This is a genomic window from Rhizobium sp. Root482 (assembly GCF_001426565.1).
In the GTDB taxonomy this organism is placed as follows: Bacteria; Pseudomonadota; Alphaproteobacteria; order Rhizobiales; family Rhizobiaceae; genus Pararhizobium.
The window spans coordinates 115,648-133,605 of sequence record NZ_LMFA01000023.1 but is presented as its reverse complement, the minus strand read 5'-3'; the positions used below and the strand labels follow the sequence as shown (position 1 = coordinate 133,605).

At 60.9% G+C, this 17,958-nt stretch carries 17 protein-coding genes; 7 read left to right on the top strand and 10 right to left on the bottom strand.

The window, feature by feature from the left end; translation table 11 throughout:
- The first annotated feature begins 132 nt into the window (after nt 1-132).
- The 3 genes from mutM to dnaA all read left to right on the top strand — a co-directional run bounded on the left by mutM (nt 133) and on the right by dnaA (nt 4,012).
- The gene (gene mutM / locus ASD31_RS19225; protein ID WP_056337636.1) at nt 133-1,023 is read left to right on the top strand and encodes a bifunctional DNA-formamidopyrimidine glycosylase/DNA-(apurinic or apyrimidinic site) lyase; all 891 of its coding nucleotides are present in this window, start codon (nt 133-135) and stop codon (nt 1,021-1,023) included.
- Between the two features lie 203 nt (nt 1,024-1,226).
- On the top strand, nt 1,227-1,493 hold the full coding sequence (gene rpsT / locus ASD31_RS19220; protein ID WP_056337633.1) for a 30S ribosomal protein S20: 267 nt from the start codon (nt 1,227-1,229) through the stop codon (nt 1,491-1,493).
- 1,070 nt (nt 1,494-2,563) lie between these two features.
- Nucleotides 2,564-4,012, top strand: coding sequence for a chromosomal replication initiator protein DnaA (gene dnaA / locus ASD31_RS19215; RefSeq protein ID WP_056338235.1), 1,449 nt, complete (start codon nt 2,564-2,566; stop codon nt 4,010-4,012).
- A gap of 100 nt (nt 4,013-4,112) precedes the next feature.
- Here the strand turns inward: dnaA and ASD31_RS19210 are convergent, their stop codons facing one another.
- Nucleotides 4,113-5,501 carry a leucyl aminopeptidase family protein gene (locus tag ASD31_RS19210; protein ID WP_056337630.1) on the bottom strand — a complete coding sequence of 463 codons (1,389 nt, stop codon included), beginning with the start codon at nt 5,499-5,501 and terminating at the stop codon, nt 4,113-4,115.
- 138 nt (nt 5,502-5,639) lie between these two features.
- On the opposite strand from ASD31_RS19210, the gene ASD31_RS19205 reads away from it, so the two are divergent.
- The gene (locus tag ASD31_RS19205; RefSeq protein ID WP_056337627.1) at nt 5,640-6,467 is read left to right on the top strand and encodes a tetratricopeptide repeat protein; all 828 of its coding nucleotides are present in this window, start codon (nt 5,640-5,642) and stop codon (nt 6,465-6,467) included.
- Nucleotides 6,468-6,715: 248 nt separating this feature from the next.
- On the opposite strand, the gene ASD31_RS19200 is transcribed toward ASD31_RS19205, so the two are convergent.
- From ASD31_RS19200 to ASD31_RS19160, 9 genes are all read right to left on the bottom strand, one after another.
- Nucleotides 6,716-7,702 (bottom strand): type II secretion system F family protein, encoded by a 987-nt coding sequence (locus tag ASD31_RS19200; RefSeq protein ID WP_056337624.1) that lies wholly within the window; start codon nt 7,700-7,702, stop codon nt 6,716-6,718.
- A 10-nt stretch (nt 7,703-7,712) separates the two neighbouring features.
- Nucleotides 7,713-8,723, bottom strand: coding sequence for a type II secretion system F family protein (locus ASD31_RS19195; protein WP_056338232.1), 1,011 nt, complete (start codon nt 8,721-8,723; stop codon nt 7,713-7,715).
- 8 nt (nt 8,724-8,731) lie between these two features.
- Nucleotides 8,732-10,198, bottom strand: coding sequence for a CpaF family protein (locus tag ASD31_RS19190; protein ID WP_056337620.1), 1,467 nt, complete (start codon nt 10,196-10,198; stop codon nt 8,732-8,734).
- A gap of 32 nt (nt 10,199-10,230) precedes the next feature.
- Nucleotides 10,231-11,520, bottom strand: coding sequence for an AAA family ATPase (locus tag ASD31_RS19185; RefSeq protein ID WP_056337618.1), 1,290 nt, complete (start codon nt 11,518-11,520; stop codon nt 10,231-10,233).
- 44 nt (nt 11,521-11,564) lie between these two features.
- Nucleotides 11,565-12,245: a CpaD family pilus assembly protein gene (locus ASD31_RS19180; protein WP_413813825.1), complete on the bottom strand. Its 681-nt coding sequence runs from the start codon at nt 12,243-12,245 to the stop codon at nt 11,565-11,567.
- Nucleotides 12,246-12,305: 60 nt separating this feature from the next.
- Nucleotides 12,306-13,826 (bottom strand): type II and III secretion system protein family protein, encoded by a 1,521-nt coding sequence (locus tag ASD31_RS19175; RefSeq protein ID WP_056337617.1) that lies wholly within the window; start codon nt 13,824-13,826, stop codon nt 12,306-12,308.
- Between the two features lie 20 nt (nt 13,827-13,846).
- Nucleotides 13,847-14,659 (bottom strand): Flp pilus assembly protein CpaB, encoded by an 813-nt coding sequence (gene cpaB / locus ASD31_RS19170; protein WP_056337613.1) that lies wholly within the window; start codon nt 14,657-14,659, stop codon nt 13,847-13,849.
- A gap of 176 nt (nt 14,660-14,835) precedes the next feature.
- The gene (locus ASD31_RS19165; protein ID WP_056337610.1) at nt 14,836-15,348 is read right to left on the bottom strand and encodes a prepilin peptidase; all 513 of its coding nucleotides are present in this window, start codon (nt 15,346-15,348) and stop codon (nt 14,836-14,838) included.
- A gap of 158 nt (nt 15,349-15,506) precedes the next feature.
- Nucleotides 15,507-15,689, bottom strand: a complete 183-nt coding sequence (locus ASD31_RS19160) for a Flp family type IVb pilin (RefSeq protein WP_056337606.1) — start codon at nt 15,687-15,689, stop codon at nt 15,507-15,509.
- 295 nt (nt 15,690-15,984) lie between these two features.
- Here ASD31_RS19160 and ASD31_RS19155 point away from each other — a divergent pair, with 295 nt between their 5' ends.
- The 3 genes from ASD31_RS19155 (at nt 15,985) to ASD31_RS19145 (ending at nt 17,872) form a co-directional block, all read left to right on the top strand.
- Entirely contained in the window at nt 15,985-16,410 is a 426-nt protein-coding gene (locus tag ASD31_RS19155; protein WP_082520631.1) for a pilus assembly protein N-terminal domain-containing protein, read from the top strand.
- A 179-nt stretch (nt 16,411-16,589) separates the two neighbouring features.
- The gene (locus tag ASD31_RS19150) at nt 16,590-17,231 is read left to right on the top strand and encodes a TadE/TadG family type IV pilus assembly protein (protein ID WP_056337603.1); all 642 of its coding nucleotides are present in this window, start codon (nt 16,590-16,592) and stop codon (nt 17,229-17,231) included.
- Between the two features lie 2 nt (nt 17,232-17,233).
- On the top strand, nt 17,234-17,872 hold the full coding sequence (locus tag ASD31_RS19145) for a TadE/TadG family type IV pilus assembly protein (RefSeq protein WP_244483905.1): 639 nt from the start codon (nt 17,234-17,236) through the stop codon (nt 17,870-17,872).
- Nucleotides 17,873-17,958 lie beyond the last annotated feature (86 nt).

Here is a 17,958-nt window from a genome sequence, read left to right as displayed (position 1 = left end):
CCGATCCGCGCTATCTCTGCAGCGGATGCCGCCAAGCTGCGCCCTCATATAGGGCATGCGCGCGGCGAAGGGAATTGCCCGTGTCGAGACCATCTGACACATGGCGAGGCAGGACCAGCCAAGGAGACGCCGATGCCGGAACTTCCGGAAGTGGAAACCGTAAGACGGGGGCTGACACCAACGATGGAAGGGGCGCTTCTGGTGCGCGCCGAATTGCGCCGGCCGGACCTGCGCTTTCCATTCCCGGCCGGATTTTCGGCACTGCTTGCCGGACGGAGGATCACCTCGCTCGGACGCCGGGCGAAATATCTCCTGATCGACCTTGAAGGCGGCGACGTCATCATCGCCCATCTCGGCATGTCGGGCTCCTTCCGCGTCGAGGAAGGAGCATGCGCCGCGCTGCCGGGGGATTTCCATCATCCGCGCGGCAAGGACGAGAAGCATGATCACGTGATCTTCCATCTGGAGAATGCCCGCGGGCCGGCGCGCGTCATCTATAATGATCCCCGCCGCTTCGGCTTCATGGACATTGTCCGGCGCGAGGCGCTGGAAGCCCATCCCTTTTTCCGCGGCCTTGGCGAGGAGCCGACGGGCAACCTGCTTGACGCGGCCTATCTGGCGATGCGCCTTTCCGGCAAGACGCAGCCGCTGAAATCGGCGCTGCTCGACCAGAGAACCATTGCCGGGCTCGGCAATATCTATGTCTGCGAGGCCTTGTGGCGCTCCGGCCTTTCGCCGCTGAGGGCGGCGGGCACGCTTGTGGACACGAAGGGGCGGCCGAAAGCGGCGCTTGTACGCCTGACCGAGGCAATTCGCGCCGTGATCGCGGACGCCATCGCCGCCGGCGGCTCGTCGCTGCGCGATCATATCCAGACGGACGGCACGCTTGGCTATTTCCAGCATTCCTTCTCGGTCTATGACCGCGAGGGCAAGCCTTGCCGGACGATAGGCTGCGGCGGCACGGTCACCCGCATCGTCCAGGCGGGACGCTCGACCTTCTATTGCCCAAAATGCCAGAAATAACCCCCTCCCGGCCGGTTCCGGGCCCAGGCCTTTTCAAAAATAGCGCGTTGACGCCGCCGGTGTTTAAGGCTATATGCCGCCCACAGTTTGGAAAGCCGCTCCAAGGTTTTCCGATATTGCTCCCGAATTGCTTGGACGACAGGTCGCACTGACCCGGCACGGCGCGTCGGAAGTTTTTGTCAGATTTCGAAGAGAGACACCAAATGGCCAATACAACTTCGGCGAAAAAAGCGACCCGCAAGATCGCACGCCGCACGGAAGTCAACAAGTCCCGCCGTTCGCGCGTTCGCGGCTTCATCCGCAAGGTCGAGGAAGCTATCGCCACCGGCGATCAGGCACTGGCCCAGGCAGCCCTCAAGGCAGCCCAGCCGGAACTGATGCGGGCAGCCACGAAGGGGGTGCTGCATGCCAATACGGCATCGCGCAAGGTCTCGCGTCTGGCCAGCCGCGTGAAGTCGCTCCAGGCTTAATAAGACTTCTAATTTTTCGTTAAGCGGAAGCCCGGTCCCACGACCGGGCTTTTCGGATTCGGGCTTGGGCCAGGGATTACCCGCTGTCATCACATTTTCATCATGTCAATGTGATGACATCATTTTATAAGCAATTTCAGTAACTTGTCGGAGGACATAGCAGCGGCCGCAGCTTTTGCGGAGCCCTGCCGAAGCCTGCGGCGAGTCAAGAGAATTTTTATTTTTTTTGTTTTTCGCCGGCCGATTTCCAAGCCAAAAATCAAAGCCCTTGATTCAAAAGCGATTCTCACAAGCCGGCTACCGGCCCATGCAGGACACGCTATGAGAGTCAACGGCCAGTCGCCTCTCGCCCATAAAATTGGCGATTGATCTTGTGCCACGATCCTGCCTAAATGCCTCCACAGAAGGCGCGGGGGATACCTGTGGACAAGATGAAAAAGCGACCATTCAACGGGTCGCACAATTTCACTTAAGCTTTTTGTGACGGGGTGGTTCCACAACGTTCCATCAATCAGACCTGAGAATCCCCAACCGCACGATCTGTCGCGCGGCGCGGTGTTCTGCGATTTCTGGTTGTGGTGCGCACCCCCGGAAGACATACGCGCCGTGGAACCGCGCGACAGGTCATGCGGATATCCAGGGGAGGATATTCGGAAGTACGGCAACCCTTCTTGTAACGAGGGTCGGGATGTCGGCGGGAAGGAGACAACGGACGAGAGGCGGCCCCTGTTATAGGGCCGGCCTTGGACGAGAGAATGAAACCGTACAGGCGGGACAGGCGTTTGGCTTCATGCCGGCGGGTCTGTACGGAACCGGGCAGCGAGAGGAGGATGAGGATTCCTCTTGGGGCTCGGCGAGCGTCTGGATGGGCGGCATGCCTTTTAAAGAAGGGCCGCAGGTACAGACATAAAGGCTGACGTCGGCAGCAATGACGGCGTCGCGGAATGACATTGGAAGGCGGCAATATGTTTGGTAATTCGGTGACGTCGGCGATCGTATTCGAAAATGGGGAGAATATACGTCAGATCGCTGCGCAGCAGCCTGACGGAGCCACGGGGGAAAAGGGCGATATGAGGCACAGTGCACTGTTCGAACGGGTCAGTGCGCGCTTGAAAGCCCAGGTCGGCCCCGACGTCTTTGCGAGCTGGTTCGGACGACTGAAGCTTCACTCGGTCTCCAAAAGCGTCGTGCGGCTTTCGGTACCGACGACCTTTTTGAAATCCTGGATCAACAACCGTTACCTCGATCTGATCACCAGCCTCGTCCAGCAGGAGGACCCGGAGGTCCTCAAGGTCGAAATCCTGGTGCGCAGCGCAACGCGCGGCGCCCGGCCCGGCCTTGCCGAGGACGCGCCGCAGGTCAGCCACGGCGATGCCGCAAACACCACTCCGCGCCGGTCCGTGCCGCAGACGCTTGCCCATCACGCCGCCGCCACGGTCGGAAATCTGCAGAAGGCCCAGCCGGTCGCCGGCCCGCTGTTCGGCTCGCCGCTCGATCCGCGCTATACATTCGAGAGCTTTGTCGAAGGCTCTTCCAACCGGGTCGCGCTTGCCGCCGCCAAGACGATCGCCGAAGCTGGCGCCGGCGCCGTGCGCTTCAATCCGCTGTTCATCCATTCGACCGTGGGACTGGGCAAGACGCATCTTTTGCAGGCGATCGCCACCGCCGCCATCCAGAGCCCGCGCGTTCCGCGCGTGGTCTATCTGACGGCCGAATATTTCATGTGGCGCTTTGCAACCGCCATCCGCGACAATGACGCGCTGTCCCTCAAGGAGACGCTCCGCAATATCGACCTGCTGGTGATCGATGACATGCAGTTCCTGCAGGGCAAGTCGATCCAGCATGAATTCTGTCACCTTCTCAACATGCTGCTCGACAGCGCCAAGCAGGTGGTGGTCGCAGCCGACCGCGCGCCCTGGGAGCTGGAATCGCTCGACCCGCGCGTCCGCTCGCGCCTGCAGGGCGGCGTCGCCATCGAAATGGAAGCGCCTGATTACGAGATGCGCCTGGAAATCCTCAAGCGCCGGCTCGAAGTCGTGCGCCAGGACGATCCGTCGCTCGATATTCCCGCCGCCATTCTGAGCCATGTCGCCCGCAACATCACCGCCAGCGGGCGCGAACTCGAAGGCGCTTTCAATCAGCTGCTGTTCCGCCTTTCCTTCGAGCCACAGCTTTCGATCGAGCGGGTCGATGAATTGCTGGGGCATCTCGTCAATGCCGGCGAGCCGCGCCGGGTGCGCATCGAGGATATCCAGCGCGTAGTGGCGAAACACTACAATGTCTCGCGCCAGGAACTCGTGTCCAATCGCCGGACCCGGGTCATCGTCAAGCCGCGCCAAATCGCCATGTACCTGGCCAAGTCCCTGACGCCGCGCTCCTTCCCGGAAATCGGTCGCCGCTTTGGTGGACGCGATCACACGACGGTGCTGCATGCCGTGCGCAAGATCGAGGACCTGATTTCCGGCGACACGAAACTGTCGCACGAGATCGAGCTTCTGAAGCGCCTGATCAACGAATAGCCCGACCGCCCTCCCCTGCTGAGGATTTTTCCTGCCGCTTACAGCCTCGCCCGATCGGGAGAGGCTGTAAGGGCGGTGCTGTGACGCGAAGGCGAAAGACCTACTTCGCCTTCGCGATCATATGGTAGAGGGCGCGGATGGCCTGCGCCTCGCCGCCGAGCGGCGCGTGCGGCCGCTCGCTCGGTGACCAGCCGAAAATGTCGAAATGCGCCCAGTTTTGGGCGCGGGTGACGAAGCGCTTGAGAAACAGCGCCGCCGTGATCGATCCCGCCATGCCGCCCGAGGGCGCATTGGTGAGATCGGCGATGCGCGCCGAAATATCCTTCTCGTAACCCTTGTAGAGCGGCATGCGCCAGAGCGGATCATCGGCCGCAAGGCTTGACTGCGCAATGTCTGCTGCGAGGGTCTCGCTGTCTGTATAGAAGGGCGGCAGGTCCGGCCCGAGTGCCACCCGGGCGGCACCGGTCAGCGTCGCCATGTCGATCAAGAGGTCCGTCTCTTCTTCGTCGGCATAGGCGAGCGCATCGGCCAGGATCAGGCGTCCCTCGGCATCGGTATTGTCGATCTGCACCGTCAGGCCCTTGCGGCTGCGATAGATATCGCCGGGTCGAAAGGCATTGGAGGCGATCGAATTTTCTACCGCCGGCACCAGCACGCGCAGTTCGACATCGAGCTTCGCGTCCATGATCATCAGCGCAAGCCCCAGGACATTGGCGGCACCGCCCATGTCCTTCTTCATCAGAAGCATGGAGGAGGCAGGCTTGATATCCAGCCCGCCGGTATCGAAGCACACGCCCTTGCCGACCAACGTGATTTTGCGGCCTCCCTTTCGGCCCCAGCGCATCTCGAGAAGACGCGGCGCTTCGGCGCTGGCACGGCCGACCGTATGGATCAGCGGGAAATTCTCCTCCAGCAGGTCTTCGCCGGCAATGACCGAGATTTTAGCGCCGTAATGACCGCCGAGCGCGCGAAACACATCTTCCAGCGCATCCGGCCCCATGTCATTGGTCGGCATATTGATGAGGTCGCGCGCAAGATAGACGCCGGCGATCTGGCGTTCGATATCGACGGCATCGGCGCCTTGAGGAACGACAAGAACGGCGGCATCCTTGCACTTCGGCTTGTACTGGTCGAACCGATAGGCGCCGAGGCCGTAACCGAGCGCCAGACGCTCCGCCGAAAGCGGCGTCGTGGCAATATGCCAGTTGCCGGCAGGCAGGCTTTTCGCCAGTTGTCCGGCCGCCAAGGGGCTATCGGAGGGATGGGCGCCGAGCCCGAACAAGGCGCCACCCAGTTTTCCTCCAGCCGAGGCGACCAGCAGGACCGAGCCGCTTTCCGCCTTGAAGCCCGCCCCCCGCGCCCAATCGAGCGCTGCCCTGTCGATCGTCCCTTCCTCAATATCCGCCGGCGTCACCGCAAAGACGGGCAGGGTCGGGCCAGTGCCGGCATAGAATGGCGAGGGACGATCGATAAACTGGTAGGAAGCCATGAAAATCTCCGGACAAACTTCTGCAGAATCACCTGATTAACGCTCTGTTAGGGTTAACAGATTATTGCTGGAGTGGAGAGTGCGCCGATAGTGCCAGGGAACCTGTTGGCGCGTGAACAGATGCTGGGGGCATTGGTTATGACTGCACGTCGCTATTCATCCATTTCCGACAGCCGGTGGCTAAGGGGCGCTTCAGTCGCGATCCTCGCCCTGGCGCTGGCCGGCTGCGCGAACCACAAGAAGGAACTGACGACGGGCTCGGTGCCCTCCTCCGCCAGCTTCTCAAAGCCCGTCTCCTCGATGAACGCCAGTGAACTGGCGGCGGCCGCCGAAAGCATCGGCCAGGCCTATGAGCGCAACCCGAAGGACCGGGCCGCCGGGCTCAACTATGCCAATATGCTTCGGATGACCGGCCGCAACGACCAGGCGCTGGCGGTGATGCAGCAGGTGGCGATCCATTTTCCGAGCGACCGCGAAGTGCTGGCCGCCTATGGCAAATCGCAGGCCGCCGCCGGCCAGCTGGAACAGGCGCTGAACACGATTTCGCGGGCCCAGACGCCCGACCGGCCGGATTGGAGACTGAAATCGGCCGAGGGCGCCATCCTCGATCAGCTTGGCCGTTCCGGAGAAGCCCGCCAGCGCTACCGCGATGCGCTTCAGATCGAACCGAACGAGCCGTCCGTCCTCTCCAATCTGGGTATGTCCTATCTACTCGCCAAGGATCTGAAGACCGCCGAGAGCTATCTGCGCAACGCCGCCGGCCAGCCGGGCGCCAATAGCGGCATCCGCCAGAACCTGGCGCTCGCCGTCGGCCTGCAAGGGCGCTTCGGCGAAGCCGAAAAGATCGCCCGCGAGGAGCTTTCACCGCAGCAGGCGGAAGCCAATGTCAAATATCTGCGCTCCATCCTGTCGCAGCAGAATGCCTGGAAAAAGCTGGCCAAGGACGACGACAAGGCCACGAACTGACGCTGCATTGTTTGATCGACCATAGCGAACGAGCGCTCGATCAGCGGTGGAATTGGCCGCAATCCACCGCAAGCGTCTCTTCGGCCCATCGTCTCCGCGAAGAGTCGGACCTTCAATTCGCACAGGATTGGAGCGGAACATTTGGCCGCCCGTTACCGGGCCTGAGCCGATTTCAACTATTTAGCCAATAGCTAGGGGGAGCGGAAATTGCCGCCCGCCCTGCCTCTCGTTGCCACACGCCGAAATCTTCAGAACTTGTCCGACACCTGGATGCCGGCCGGGCCGAGGATGACGGCCACGAGGACCGGCAGGAAGAACAGGATCATCGGCACGGTGAGCTTGGGCGGCAGCGCCGCGGCCTTCTTTTCGGCCTCGTTCATGCGCTGGTCGCGGCTTTCCTGGGCCAGCACGCGCAGGGCCTGCGCGATCGGCGTGCCGTAGCGGTCGGCCTGGATGAGGGCCTGCATCACCGCCTTGACATCGTCGAGCCCGGTTCGCGTGCCGAGATTTTCGAGCGCGACGCGGCGATCGGGCAGGAAGGAAAGCTCGGCCGTGGTCAGGACCAATTCTTCCGCCAGCGGCGCGGATTGGGCGGCGATTTCATCGGCGACGCGCCGCATCGCCAGTTCCATGGAAACGCCGGATTCCACGCAGATCAGAAGCAGGTCGAGCGCGTCGGGCCAAGCCCTGCGGATCGAGTGCTGGCGCTTGGAAACCGCATTGGAAATGAACATGTTCGGTGCATAAAAGCCCGCATAGCCGATGCCGATCACCGCCAGGAGCCTGATCGGCAGGGATTTGTCGGCCAGATGGTTCAGAACGAAGATATAGAAGGCGCCGACGGCGAGAAACAGGAAGGGCAGGCAGAACCGGGCGACAAGGAATATATTGAGCGCGTTCTGCGAGCGATAGCCGGCAGATTTCAGCCGGTTGACGGTCTGGTCATCGACCAATGCCTTGCGCAGATTGAGCCGTTCGACGAACTGGCGCGCGGAGATATTGTTCTGGGCGCGCAGCGAGGCCTTGCTGCCCGACCCTTCCGCGTTCAGGCGGGCGCGCTCGCGGGCGCGGATCAGTTCGCGCTCGGTCGCGACGGATTTCATCCGCTTGTCCAGGTTGCCCCTTTCCAGAAGGGGCACGGCCAGCGAGTAGAAGGTCGCAAGGACGGCAACCGCGACCAGGAAGGCGACGATGATATTTGGATCGGTCAGGGTACTGATTAAGCCTTCGCTCATGCCGGACCTCCTAGATGTCGAAGTTGATCATGTTGCGCATGACCAGAATGCCGATGCTCATCCACACCGCCGCACCGGCCATGATCAAATGACCACGCGGATCGGTGAACAGGATCATCATGTAGTCGGGCGATGTCATGTAGACGAGCAGCGAGACGATGAACGGCAAGGCGCCGATGATGCAGGCGGAGGCCTTGGCCTCCATCGACAGCGCCTGGACCTTGGCCTTCATCTTCTTGCGTTCGCGCAGAACCTTGCTGAGATTGCCGATCGCCTCGGAGAGATTGCCGCCGGCCTGCGCCTGGATGGCGATGACGATGGCGAAGAAATTGACCTCGGGCAGAGGGATGCTGTTGATCATGCGGGCGCAGGCTTCGGGAATATTCAGGCCGACCTGCTGCGCCTCGATGACGCGCTTGAATTCGGATTTGACCGGCTCCTGCCCGTCATTGGCGATCAGCCTGATGGCATCGTTGAGCGGCAGGCCCGATTTGATCGACCGTACCATGACGTCGAGGGCGTTGGGAAATTCGTTGAGGAACGCCTTGCAGCGCCGCTTGATCATGAAACCAACGATCCAGCGCGGAAGGCCGGCGGCGCAGACGAGCACAATGCCGGCCGCGACCACGGGCGCGGCGCCGGCAAGCAGTGCCATCATTCCCGCCACAAGTCCGAAGATCCCGCTGGCGAGATAGAACTGGGCGATCGAGATCGGAAGGCCGGCCTGCATCAGCCTGATCTTCATCGTCGGCTTGGCTTTCGCGGTTTTTTCCTGCTGCTTCTTCTCAAGATCCTTCAGCGAATCCTGGACCGATTTCCGCCGTTTCGACGATTCGTTCACGCGGTCGCGCGCCGCCTTCATCTTGACCCTGTCGGTCTCGGCGAATTTTACCTTGCGGACACGGCTCTCGGCTTTCTTTTCGGTCTCGATGCGGGTGAACAGAATGCCATAGGCAAGGCCGGCCATCGCGAAGGCGGCGAGACCGGCGATGGCCAGGATGGAGATGTCTATTCCCAGGATCAAGGCAATCAATCCTTTTCCATCGCATCGAGGGTTGCGGCCAGCCGCTTGTCCTCGTTGAAATAGCGGGCCCGGTCCCAGAAATGCGGGCGACCGATGCCGGTCGACTTGTGTTTTCCGATGATCTTGCCGTTCGCATCCTCGCCGTCGATCTCGTAGCGCATCAGATCCTGCGTGATGATGACATCGCCTTCCATTCCGATCACCTCGGTGATCTGGGTGATGCGGCGAGAGCCGTCGCGCAGGCGGGCAGCCTGCACGATCACGTCGATCGAGCCGGCGATGATCTCGCGCACTGTCTTTGCAGGCAGCGTGTAGCCGCCCATGGCGATCATCGATTCCATACGGCTGAGGCATTCGCGCGGCGTATTGGCGTGGATCGTGCCCATCGAGCCGTCGTGGCCTGTGTTCATTGCCTGCAGCAGGTCGAAGACCTCCGGTCCGCGCACTTCGCCGACGATGATCCGCTCGGGACGCATGCGCAGGCAGTTCTTGATGAGATCGCGCATGGTGATCTCGCCCTCGCCTTCGATATTCGGCGGGCGGGTTTCGAGACGCACGACATGCGGCTGCTGCAGCTGCAGTTCGGCCGTATCTTCGCAGGTGATGACCCGCTCTTCCAGATCGATATAGCCCGTGAGGCAGTTGAGCAGCGTCGTCTTGCCGGAGCCGGTACCGCCGGAAATGACGACATTGCAGCGGACGCGGCCGATGATCTGGAGAAGCACCGCCCCTTCCGGGGTGATGGCGCCGAACTTGACGAGCTGATCGAGCTTCAGCTTGTCCTTCTTGAACTTACGAATGGTGAGCGCCGTGCCATCGATGGCAAGCGGCGGCGCGATGACGTTGACACGCGAACCGTCGGGAAGACGGGCGTCGCAGATCGGCGAGGATTCGTCGACGCGGCGGCCGACCTGTGAGACGATGCGCTGGCAGATCGACAGGAGCTGGGCATTGTCCCGGAAGCGAACCTCCGATTCGATGGTCTTGCCGTTGACTTCGATAAACGTCTGGCCGGCACCGTTGACCATGATGTCGGCAATGTCGTCGCGTGCCAGAAGCGGCTCCAGCGGACCATAGCCGAGCACGTCGTTGCAGATGTCCTCGAGCAGTTCCTCCTGCTCGGAAATCGACATCGCGAAATTCTTGATCGTGATGATGTCGTTGACGATATCGCGGATTTCCTCGCGCGCGCTCTCCGTATCAAGCTTGGCGAGCTGCGACAGGTCGATCGTATCGATCAGTGCCGAGAAGACCTGGCTCTTGGTATCGTAGTAGTCCTCGGTACGGGCAGCTTTCTTGCGCATCGGCGGCGGGGATGGCTGGGCGCGCACGACGGGCGCCGCCTCGCGCACGGGCTCGGCAAGCACGGGCGCCGCCGGCCGCTCCATGACCGCGGTCGCGGCAGCGGATACGGGCGGTTGCGCGGCAGGACCGCCCTTTCCGAAGCCTTCGTTTCCTCGTTTACCAAACATGCGTTCAATCCGATTTTTCGTTTATACGCCAGTTACTTACGCCCAAGAATTTCCATCATCTTGCCAAGCCCGCTCTTTTTCGCCTTCTTGGCGGTGGTGCGGCCGGTGAGCAGATGGGCGAGTTGCGAGAGGGTCTCGGCCGTCGGCGCTTTCTTGTCGATCTCGGCGATCATCCGGCCGCTATTGGCCGCATTGCCGAACAGCATGGCGTCGAAGGGAATGATCGCCACCGGTTCGATCTCGAGCGAATCGCAGAAATCGCTCGGCGAAATTTCCGGGCGCTTCGGCATGGCGACCTGGTTCAGCACCAGATGCGGCATCTTGTCGTTCGGACGAATCTTCTTGAGCGAATCGAAGAGGTTCTTGGCATTGCGCAGATTGGCGAGATCCGGCACGGCGGTGACGACCACCTCGTCGGCATCGGCAAGCACGGTGCGCGTCCAGTCCGCCCAGAGATGCGGCACGTCGAGCACCGAGACCGGCGCGTTGCGCTGCAGGATTTCCATCAGCGGCTGGAAGGCCGTGGCGTCGAAATCATAGGGCCGGTCGAGCATGGAGGGCGCCGTCAGCAGCGACAGATGCTCGGAGCATTTGGTCAGCAGGCGATCGAGGAAGACCTCGTCGAGCCGCTCCGGCGAGAACACAGCCTCGGAAATGCCCTGCGGCGGGTCCTGATCGAAATTGATGTTGGCGGTGCCATAGGGCAGGTCGAGATCGGCAAGCACGACCTCGGTGGAAAACAGGTTGGAAATTCCCCAGGCGCAATTATGGGCCAGTGTCGAGGAGCCGACACCGCCCTTGGCGCCGATGAAGGCCACCGAGCGGCCGAGGGGCTCGGCTTCCGGATCGACGAAAATCGAGGCGATGGCTCCGAGAATATCGGGCATGCTCACCGGCGCGACGATATATTCGGAGATGCCGTTGCGTATCAGTTCGCGATAGAGCGGAATATCGTTGTAGCGGCCGATCAGGATGACCTTGGTGCTGGGATCACAGACGGCCGCGAGCGGTGCCAGTTCCTCCATCAGCAGGCGCGGCTCGGTCGCTGTCTCGAGGATGATGAGGTTCGGCGTCGGCGTCGTCGAGAACATGTTGGCGGCGGCGGCGATCGAACCGCTATTGATGCGGAAGGAGACCTTGCTCATCCGCCGGTCCTGGCCGCAACGCTCCATCACCCGCAACAGGCCTTCCGTCTCGCAGAAGGCATGCACGGATATCCGCGGCAGCGGTCGCAGGTGATCGACTTCGCCTGGGCGCATGACATCATTGATACCATCCGTCTCTCCGGTACCGGTCTCGATCTCGTACTCAATCGCGCTCATTGTTCTGTCCCGTCAAACCCGTGGGTTATGTCGATGCCTGGTGCCTAGTCTGCAGTCTTGATGCCGCGGTAGTCCTTGATCACCTGGCCGCGCCGAACGGCGTCGATCGGCGACATCTGGCGCGGTCCGATCAGATCCATCGGCTCGGCGACCATGGCAGCGAGGTTTGCCTGTGACGCGCACCCGAAATTCTCGTAATTGCGGTTCTGCACGGTATTGGTCACCAGGTCCGCCGGCCAGTTCCCGCAAGGTTCCGTCTGCGCCGTGATGGCCATATAGCTCAGCCGGATCGGTGCGGCGTCGCCGGTCGCTCCCGCCTGATAGCTGACCTCGACCAGCCGCGCCGCCGGAATGCCGGTTTCAACCAGCACGTTGCGGATTTCCCGGCGAAGCACCGAGGCCGCATGGGCGTTGACGGAGCCGCTGGGCAGGAGAATCCGAACCGTGCCGGTGGAGGAATTGGTATAGCGCGATGCGAAGCCGCGGATGACGTCGCGCGCCCCCTTAGTCAGGTGTCGGTCGCCGGAGGCAATGGGAATATCGATCGAATGTTCGGCTTCGGCGATCACGATCGGATGGCGGGTGCGGTAATCGTCGGGCAAGGCGCCCGTGGACAAATTGTCCCGGTTGGCACAGCCGGCAAGGCTCGTGCCTGCCACAAGAACGAGGCCGACCGCCGCCAGGCGTGCGAAACGAAACGGACCGGTCGGGATATGTGGCCGCATGGTCGAGTGCCTTTTTGTCAGAGGGTCCAGGATGATCTGATTGCTCATGTCCGTTCCCGCCTATTTGTAGATGAAGCCGACATTGCCGTGATACTGCCCGACGGGGGCGGCCTGGCGGTTGCCGTAGATGCGATTGACCTCGCCGAGGAAGAAGCTGGAGAGATCGTCGGTCGGATTGAAATTATCGTCCGGACGGGAAATGGCGGAGCGCGCCACCGGCTGCACCAGATAGGGCGTCGCGATAATGACGAGCTCGGTTTCGTTGCGGACGAAATCCTTCGAGCGGAACAGCGTGCCCAGAACCGGGATTTTGCTGGCACCCGGAAGGCCGGACATGGCCTGGCGAATATTGTCCTGCACGAGGCCGCCGATGACGATCGAGCCGCCCGAAGGAAGCTCGACACTGGTAGAGGCCCGGCGGCGGCGGATCGACATATAGGTCTGGCCGGGAACGTTAACGGCATTGGCGTTGACCACCGACCCTTCGAAGGTAGGCTCGGAGACTTCGGTGGAGATGTCCAGGCTGATACGGCCCGGACCGAGCACCACCGGGGTGAAATCAAGGCCGATACCGTATTCCACGGTCTCGGTGGTCCGGTTTATCGCGCCGTCCTCATCGACTTCCTGTTCGGAGGGCAGGCGATATTCGCCACCCACGGAGAAGCTCGCCTTCTTGCCGGAAATCGCCGTAAGGCTCGGTTCGGCTAGCGTGCGCATCACGCCCGCCTGCTCCATCGCATTGAAATAACTGGCAAAGCCCATCGAGCCGGAGCCGATGCTGCCGGTGACGGCCGACGAGATCGCGTTGACCGCATTGCCCAGGTTCGAAGGATTGCGGAAGGTGATGCCGTCGCCGCTGGTGGAACTGCGGATCGAGCCGCTGAAACCAAGCTGCTTCAGCACCTGGCGGGACACTTCTGCCACCGTGACCTTCAGCATGACCTGGTCTTCGCTGCCGATGACCAGAAGGTTGACGATCTGGGATTGCTGGCGATCCTCCGCGAAAATGTCCGCGTCGCCGTTATTGCCCTGCGCGGTGATGTTGCGGGTCGTGGCCTCACCACCCTGAATGAAGGCCCTGGCGAGTGCTTCGGCCTGGGTCGCGTCAAGCGGTGTGCGCACGGTGCCTGTCAAAACGATGTTGTCGGAGACGATTTCGACCCTGATGTCGGAATCCGGCACGAAGCGCCGCAGATTGTCCTCGAGGCCGGCGATATCGCGCTCTACCGCCAGGTCGAGACTAACGATCTCCTCGCCGTTCGGGCCGAAGACGAAAATATTCGTCTGCCCGACGGATTTTCCAAACAGATAGATGCGCCGCGACGTGCGGGTTACCGCGTCGGCAAGGGCAGGATCAGCCACAAGGATATCATGGGCGTCGGAGGGAAGATCGACCACGACCGCCTTGTTCAGTCCGAGCTTGATGGTCTTCTTCACGCCGGGTCCGCTCTCCACGATGCGCACCACCGATTGCGATGCAGCCTCGGCGGTCGATGGCTGGATGGGCAGGCCGCAGAAAGCCAGACAGAAGGCCAGTCCGCCCGCGACGGAGCTACGAAGTTTGTTTCCGACCCGGTTCATGTTTCGCTCCCGCTCACACATTATCTCGCCTCGATCGAGGAGGTATTTTCGTCGCTGGCGACGATGGAACCCGATTTGATGACCTGGATGGAGGGCCGCCCGTCGCCGCTCAGCAGGTAATCGGCGGCACTGGTATCGGGCTCCTGTGCGTCGGCAATGCTGCGCAGCGCCAGCGACAGGCGCTCGGCCATCTGCTGGGCGACCGCCATGACCTGCGACTGATCGGGCGTGAGTTCCAGTGTGGCGGTGGTTCCGACGACCGTTTTGCCACCGTCTTCCCGTTCCTCGATCTGCTGGTCGATGGCGAGCACGCGGACATTGCTGAGCACGGTTTCGGTGAGGAAGGTGTCTTCCGCGCCCTTTCGCACCATGATCACGTCGACGCGGTCGTTCGGAAGGATGAAGCCGCCGGCGCCGGTGGCGACCGTGATTTCGGTGGCCACGGCGCGCTTGCCGGCGGGAAGCAGCGACGACATGATGCGGCTCGACGCATCGGCGATCTTTTCCTGGCGCACCGGCTCGCCGTTGAAGATCGGCAGGCGCACGACGACGCCCTCGAGATCGGTTACGGCGCCCGGTCGCGCTTCTTCCGTGATAAGGCCATCGACGATGCCGTCCTTCGGCCAAGAAACCCAGTGTATGGAATCGGCATTGAGCCGCGAGCCGACCGGCAGGCTCTTGCTGGCGACCAGGACATTGACCACCGGTGCGCGCTCGACCACAGGCTCGGCGGAAGAACCGCCCTTGCCGCTGGTCAGCTTGAGTGCCAGAAATCCAGCCAATCCCGCCGAGACGACGGCAACCGCCAAAATGATAACACGCACCGGCTTCATGATCTTTCCCTGCACCCCGAGACTATGCTGGAAAGAGAATGATCGGAATTGGTGTAATTATAGTTAACGGACCGCTTACATTCGTGGTTAACAAAGAATTTGCGCCACAAGAACACAACACAGACGCGAAACGGCGCGCCGGCCGGCGCGCATGCGTTCAAGACGGCACAGAGATATTAATGGATTTGGGCGAGCGCCGCCTGCATCAGCGGCGACGACGGATAGGCCAGGAAGCCGCCAATACCAATGGCAATGCCATAGGGGACTTTCTGAGCAGTGAATAGCAGATGGGGCACTGGCAGGCCGGTGGCAAGGATCGTGTTTTCCCGCTTGCGCATCGCCAGGATCAAAAGCGTCAAAGCGCCCCCGATGATGGAGACATAGACGAGGAATGCGAGCAGAGAGCTGTTAAAGCCGAACCAGACCGCCGACGCCGTCAGGAGCTTCGCATCGCCGCCGCCCATGATATTGAGCGCGAAAAGCGCGAAACAGGCCGCAAAGACGGCCAGGCCGGCAAGCAGATGAACGCCCATGCCCGCGAGGCCAAGGCCAGCGAGCGGTGCTACCAGCACAAAGGCGCCGAGAAGAATGGCGGAAACCCGGTTAGGGATGGTCATGGTGAAGAGATCGGAAAAGGCCGCAATCGCGAGGCAAAGCGGAAATACCACAAATATGGCTGCCTCTGTCATGGTTTCCCCAACATTGAACGCAGAATGTATAGCCCACAGAATTTACAAGTATCGGATTAAGGATTCGTTGCTGCCAAGCTGTTGATATTAAAAGGCCGCCTCCTTTCGGAGGCGGCCTTCAGCATCGTCAATCAGTTTAGCTTGACGTTCAACGCTGATTAACGAGCGTCGTTTGCCGTATCCAGCTCATCTGCGAGCTCGCCGAATGTGGTGTTAAGCTGGTCGCCCAGCGTCGTCGCGCCGGCGATCAGGGCAACGGAGATCAGGGCTGCGATCAGGCCGTATTCGATCGCGGTAGCGCCGGACTCGTCCTTCATGAAACGCGAAAAAAGCTTGGTCATGTATTTCTCCTACTTCACTTTGTTGTTCAGCACTTCCGCCAACTGTTTCCGTTGATCGGATGAAGCGAACCTACACAGGGTGAATTTCGATCGGCTTAAGGAAAACAGTTACCCATCCGTTAACAAAGGATGGCGGCTTTCATAGTAAACGGACCATCAATGTCCCGCTTTCGATCGAAGTTTGCAGATGGTCGACAGCGCGGGCGCGACCAAGGCACGGCTTTGCGCGCGAACATTAAGGCTTCATTCACCAAAACCGGCGATGCTAAATCATCCGCATCATCAGGAAACGGTCATGAACTTGCAAAACTCGGTCATCGGCACCCGGCTGCTGGCACCCGCCTTCGCAGGCTTTGCCGCTATCACGCTGTTTTTTGCAAACCCGGCCTCCGCCGGCGAGGAAATGATGCGCGTCTTCATGGATCACGCGCGCGTTCTCAAACTGGACCGGCCGATCAGCAAGGTGATCATCGGCAATTCGGACGTCGCGGATGCCACCGTGGCCGATGCAAAGACAATCGTGCTCACCGGCCGCTCCTTCGGCACGACCAATCTCGTCATTCTCGATATCGACGGCAACGCGATCGTCGACGAACGCATCCTGGTCTCGATCGACGAAGGCAATACGCTACGCGTCTTCCGCCAGACGAACCGTACCGTCCTGTCCTGCACACCCAATTGCGAGGAGCATGCCGCGCGGAAATCCGCCTCCGGCAACTGACGGCGGCTGTTCGATCGTCATGCCTGCGGGAATAAGGGCGAGGCTTTCTGCCCGATTGCTCACCTGATGCTTACCAAACGGTAAGCCGCTCAACTCGAATTGTCCCATTATCTGCATACGAAATATAAACAGTCATTTCCTAGACTGCCTTATCGTGTGGCTGCTGGTGGACATGACGGATGCTGAAATACGAAAGCGAAACTTCCGCAAAGAAAGCCGGCCCCGCGCCATCAGGCGGCAAGGGCCTGCTGCGGCGGCTGTTCAGGGAAAGAACCGGCGCGACGGCAATCGAATTCGCTATCCTAGCCGTTCCGTTCATGCTCGTCGTTTTCGCAACCCTTGAAACATTCGTGGCCTTTACCGGCGAACAACTGCTTGCCAATGCCACCGAGACGATGGCTCGCAAGATCCGCACCGGTGAAATTACCTCCGGGGTCAATCCCGCGACCGATATGGATCAAGAAGTATTTCGGCGAGCGTTCTGCGACGAAATCGCCATAATAATGACGTGCTCGCCGACCGAAGCCACCACTGCCTCCAAGCTCTTCATCGACGTGCGCAGCTATGACAAGTTTTCGGATATTCCGACCGATATCCCGCGCAAAGTGTCATCGGACCGTTCGTCCGACTTCAATCCCACCGGCTTCAAATTCGATCCCGGCGGACCGAAATCGATCAATGTGCTTCGGGCCTTTTACCGCTGGGACGTCGCGACCGATCTTGTCCGCCCCTATGTCACCAATCTGCGTCCTGCCGGCAGCAGCATGCCACATGATTACTTGATGGTGTCGACGGCAACCTTCGTCAACGAGAACTATTGAGGATGACGATGAAAACCGCCTACCGTCACTCCATCGGGGCACTTTCGAGGAAGGCAGCCGTTCTGCGCGCCTTCTTCAAGGACCGGCGCGGCACTGGCGGCGTCGAATTCGCCATCATCGTCCCACTGCTGATCGCCGCCTATCTCGGATCCTTCGAACTGACACTGGGTTACAGTGTCGCCCGCAAGGTGGCACGTGCGGCCAGCACCGTCACCGATATCCTCACCCGGGAGGACCAATGGAGCAAGAATTCGCTTAATGCCATGCCGAATGTGGTAAAGGGCGTCATGGCCCCCTTCCAGCCGAAAAACGGGTCGACATTGAAGGTGACGGGCATCAAGGTCATGGCGCCGGGCGTCGGTGTCGTCGTCTGGTCGCGTGGCTGGTCCGGCAATTGGGCCGGGACCTCCGAGCCGACCGGTTCCGTCGCTTATATTCCAGGCACCCCAGTGACGTTTTCGGACGATATCGCGGCCGCGAACGACTTCATCGTGCGTACAGAGATCGACGTTCCCCACGATATTCTGCTGTTCGCGGCCGATATGACCGACAAGACTTTAAAACCGATTCATATTGCCAAGACCTATTATTTTCGCCAGCGCATCGGCAATATGAGCACCTGCAGCGATTGCGCGTTCTGACGCGCACTGCCTGACGGCTTGTGCTCATTTGCAATCCGGCGCGGCGCGGCGTAAATCTTCGCGCCTTCTTTGCCGCATCATAGGGG

Bases quoted from the DNA above. Each gene is read 5' to 3' on its own strand.
- mutM (WP_056337636.1), top strand. From the start codon at position 133: ATGCCGGAACTTCCGGAAGTGGAAACCGTAAGACGGGGGCTGACACCA.
- rpsT (WP_056337633.1), top strand. From the start codon at position 1,227: ATGGCCAATACAACTTCGGCGAAAAAAGCGACCCGCAAGATCGCACGC.
- dnaA (WP_056338235.1), top strand. From the start codon at position 2,564: ATGAGGCACAGTGCACTGTTCGAACGGGTCAGTGCGCGCTTGAAAGCC.
- ASD31_RS19210 (WP_056337630.1), bottom strand. From the start codon at position 5,501: ATGGCTTCCTACCAGTTTATCGATCGTCCCTCGCCATTCTATGCCGGC.
- ASD31_RS19205 (WP_056337627.1), top strand. From the start codon at position 5,640: ATGACTGCACGTCGCTATTCATCCATTTCCGACAGCCGGTGGCTAAGG.
- ASD31_RS19200 (WP_056337624.1), bottom strand. From the start codon at position 7,702: ATGAGCGAAGGCTTAATCAGTACCCTGACCGATCCAAATATCATCGTC.
- ASD31_RS19190 (WP_056337620.1), bottom strand. From the start codon at position 10,198: ATGTTTGGTAAACGAGGAAACGAAGGCTTCGGAAAGGGCGGTCCTGCC.
- ASD31_RS19185 (WP_056337618.1), bottom strand. From the start codon at position 11,520: ATGAGCGCGATTGAGTACGAGATCGAGACCGGTACCGGAGAGACGGAT.
- ASD31_RS19180 (WP_413813825.1), bottom strand. From the start codon at position 12,245: ATGCGGCCACATATCCCGACCGGTCCGTTTCGTTTCGCACGCCTGGCG.
- ASD31_RS19175 (WP_056337617.1), bottom strand. From the start codon at position 13,826: ATGAACCGGGTCGGAAACAAACTTCGTAGCTCCGTCGCGGGCGGACTG.
- cpaB (WP_056337613.1), bottom strand. From the start codon at position 14,659: ATGAAGCCGGTGCGTGTTATCATTTTGGCGGTTGCCGTCGTCTCGGCG.
- ASD31_RS19165 (WP_056337610.1), bottom strand. From the start codon at position 15,348: ATGACAGAGGCAGCCATATTTGTGGTATTTCCGCTTTGCCTCGCGATT.
- ASD31_RS19160 (WP_056337606.1), bottom strand. From the start codon at position 15,689: ATGACCAAGCTTTTTTCGCGTTTCATGAAGGACGAGTCCGGCGCTACC.
- ASD31_RS19155 (WP_082520631.1), top strand. From the start codon at position 15,985: ATGAACTTGCAAAACTCGGTCATCGGCACCCGGCTGCTGGCACCCGCC.
- ASD31_RS19150 (WP_056337603.1), top strand. From the start codon at position 16,590: ATGCTGAAATACGAAAGCGAAACTTCCGCAAAGAAAGCCGGCCCCGCG.
- ASD31_RS19145 (WP_244483905.1), top strand. From the start codon at position 17,234: ATGACGATGAAAACCGCCTACCGTCACTCCATCGGGGCACTTTCGAGG.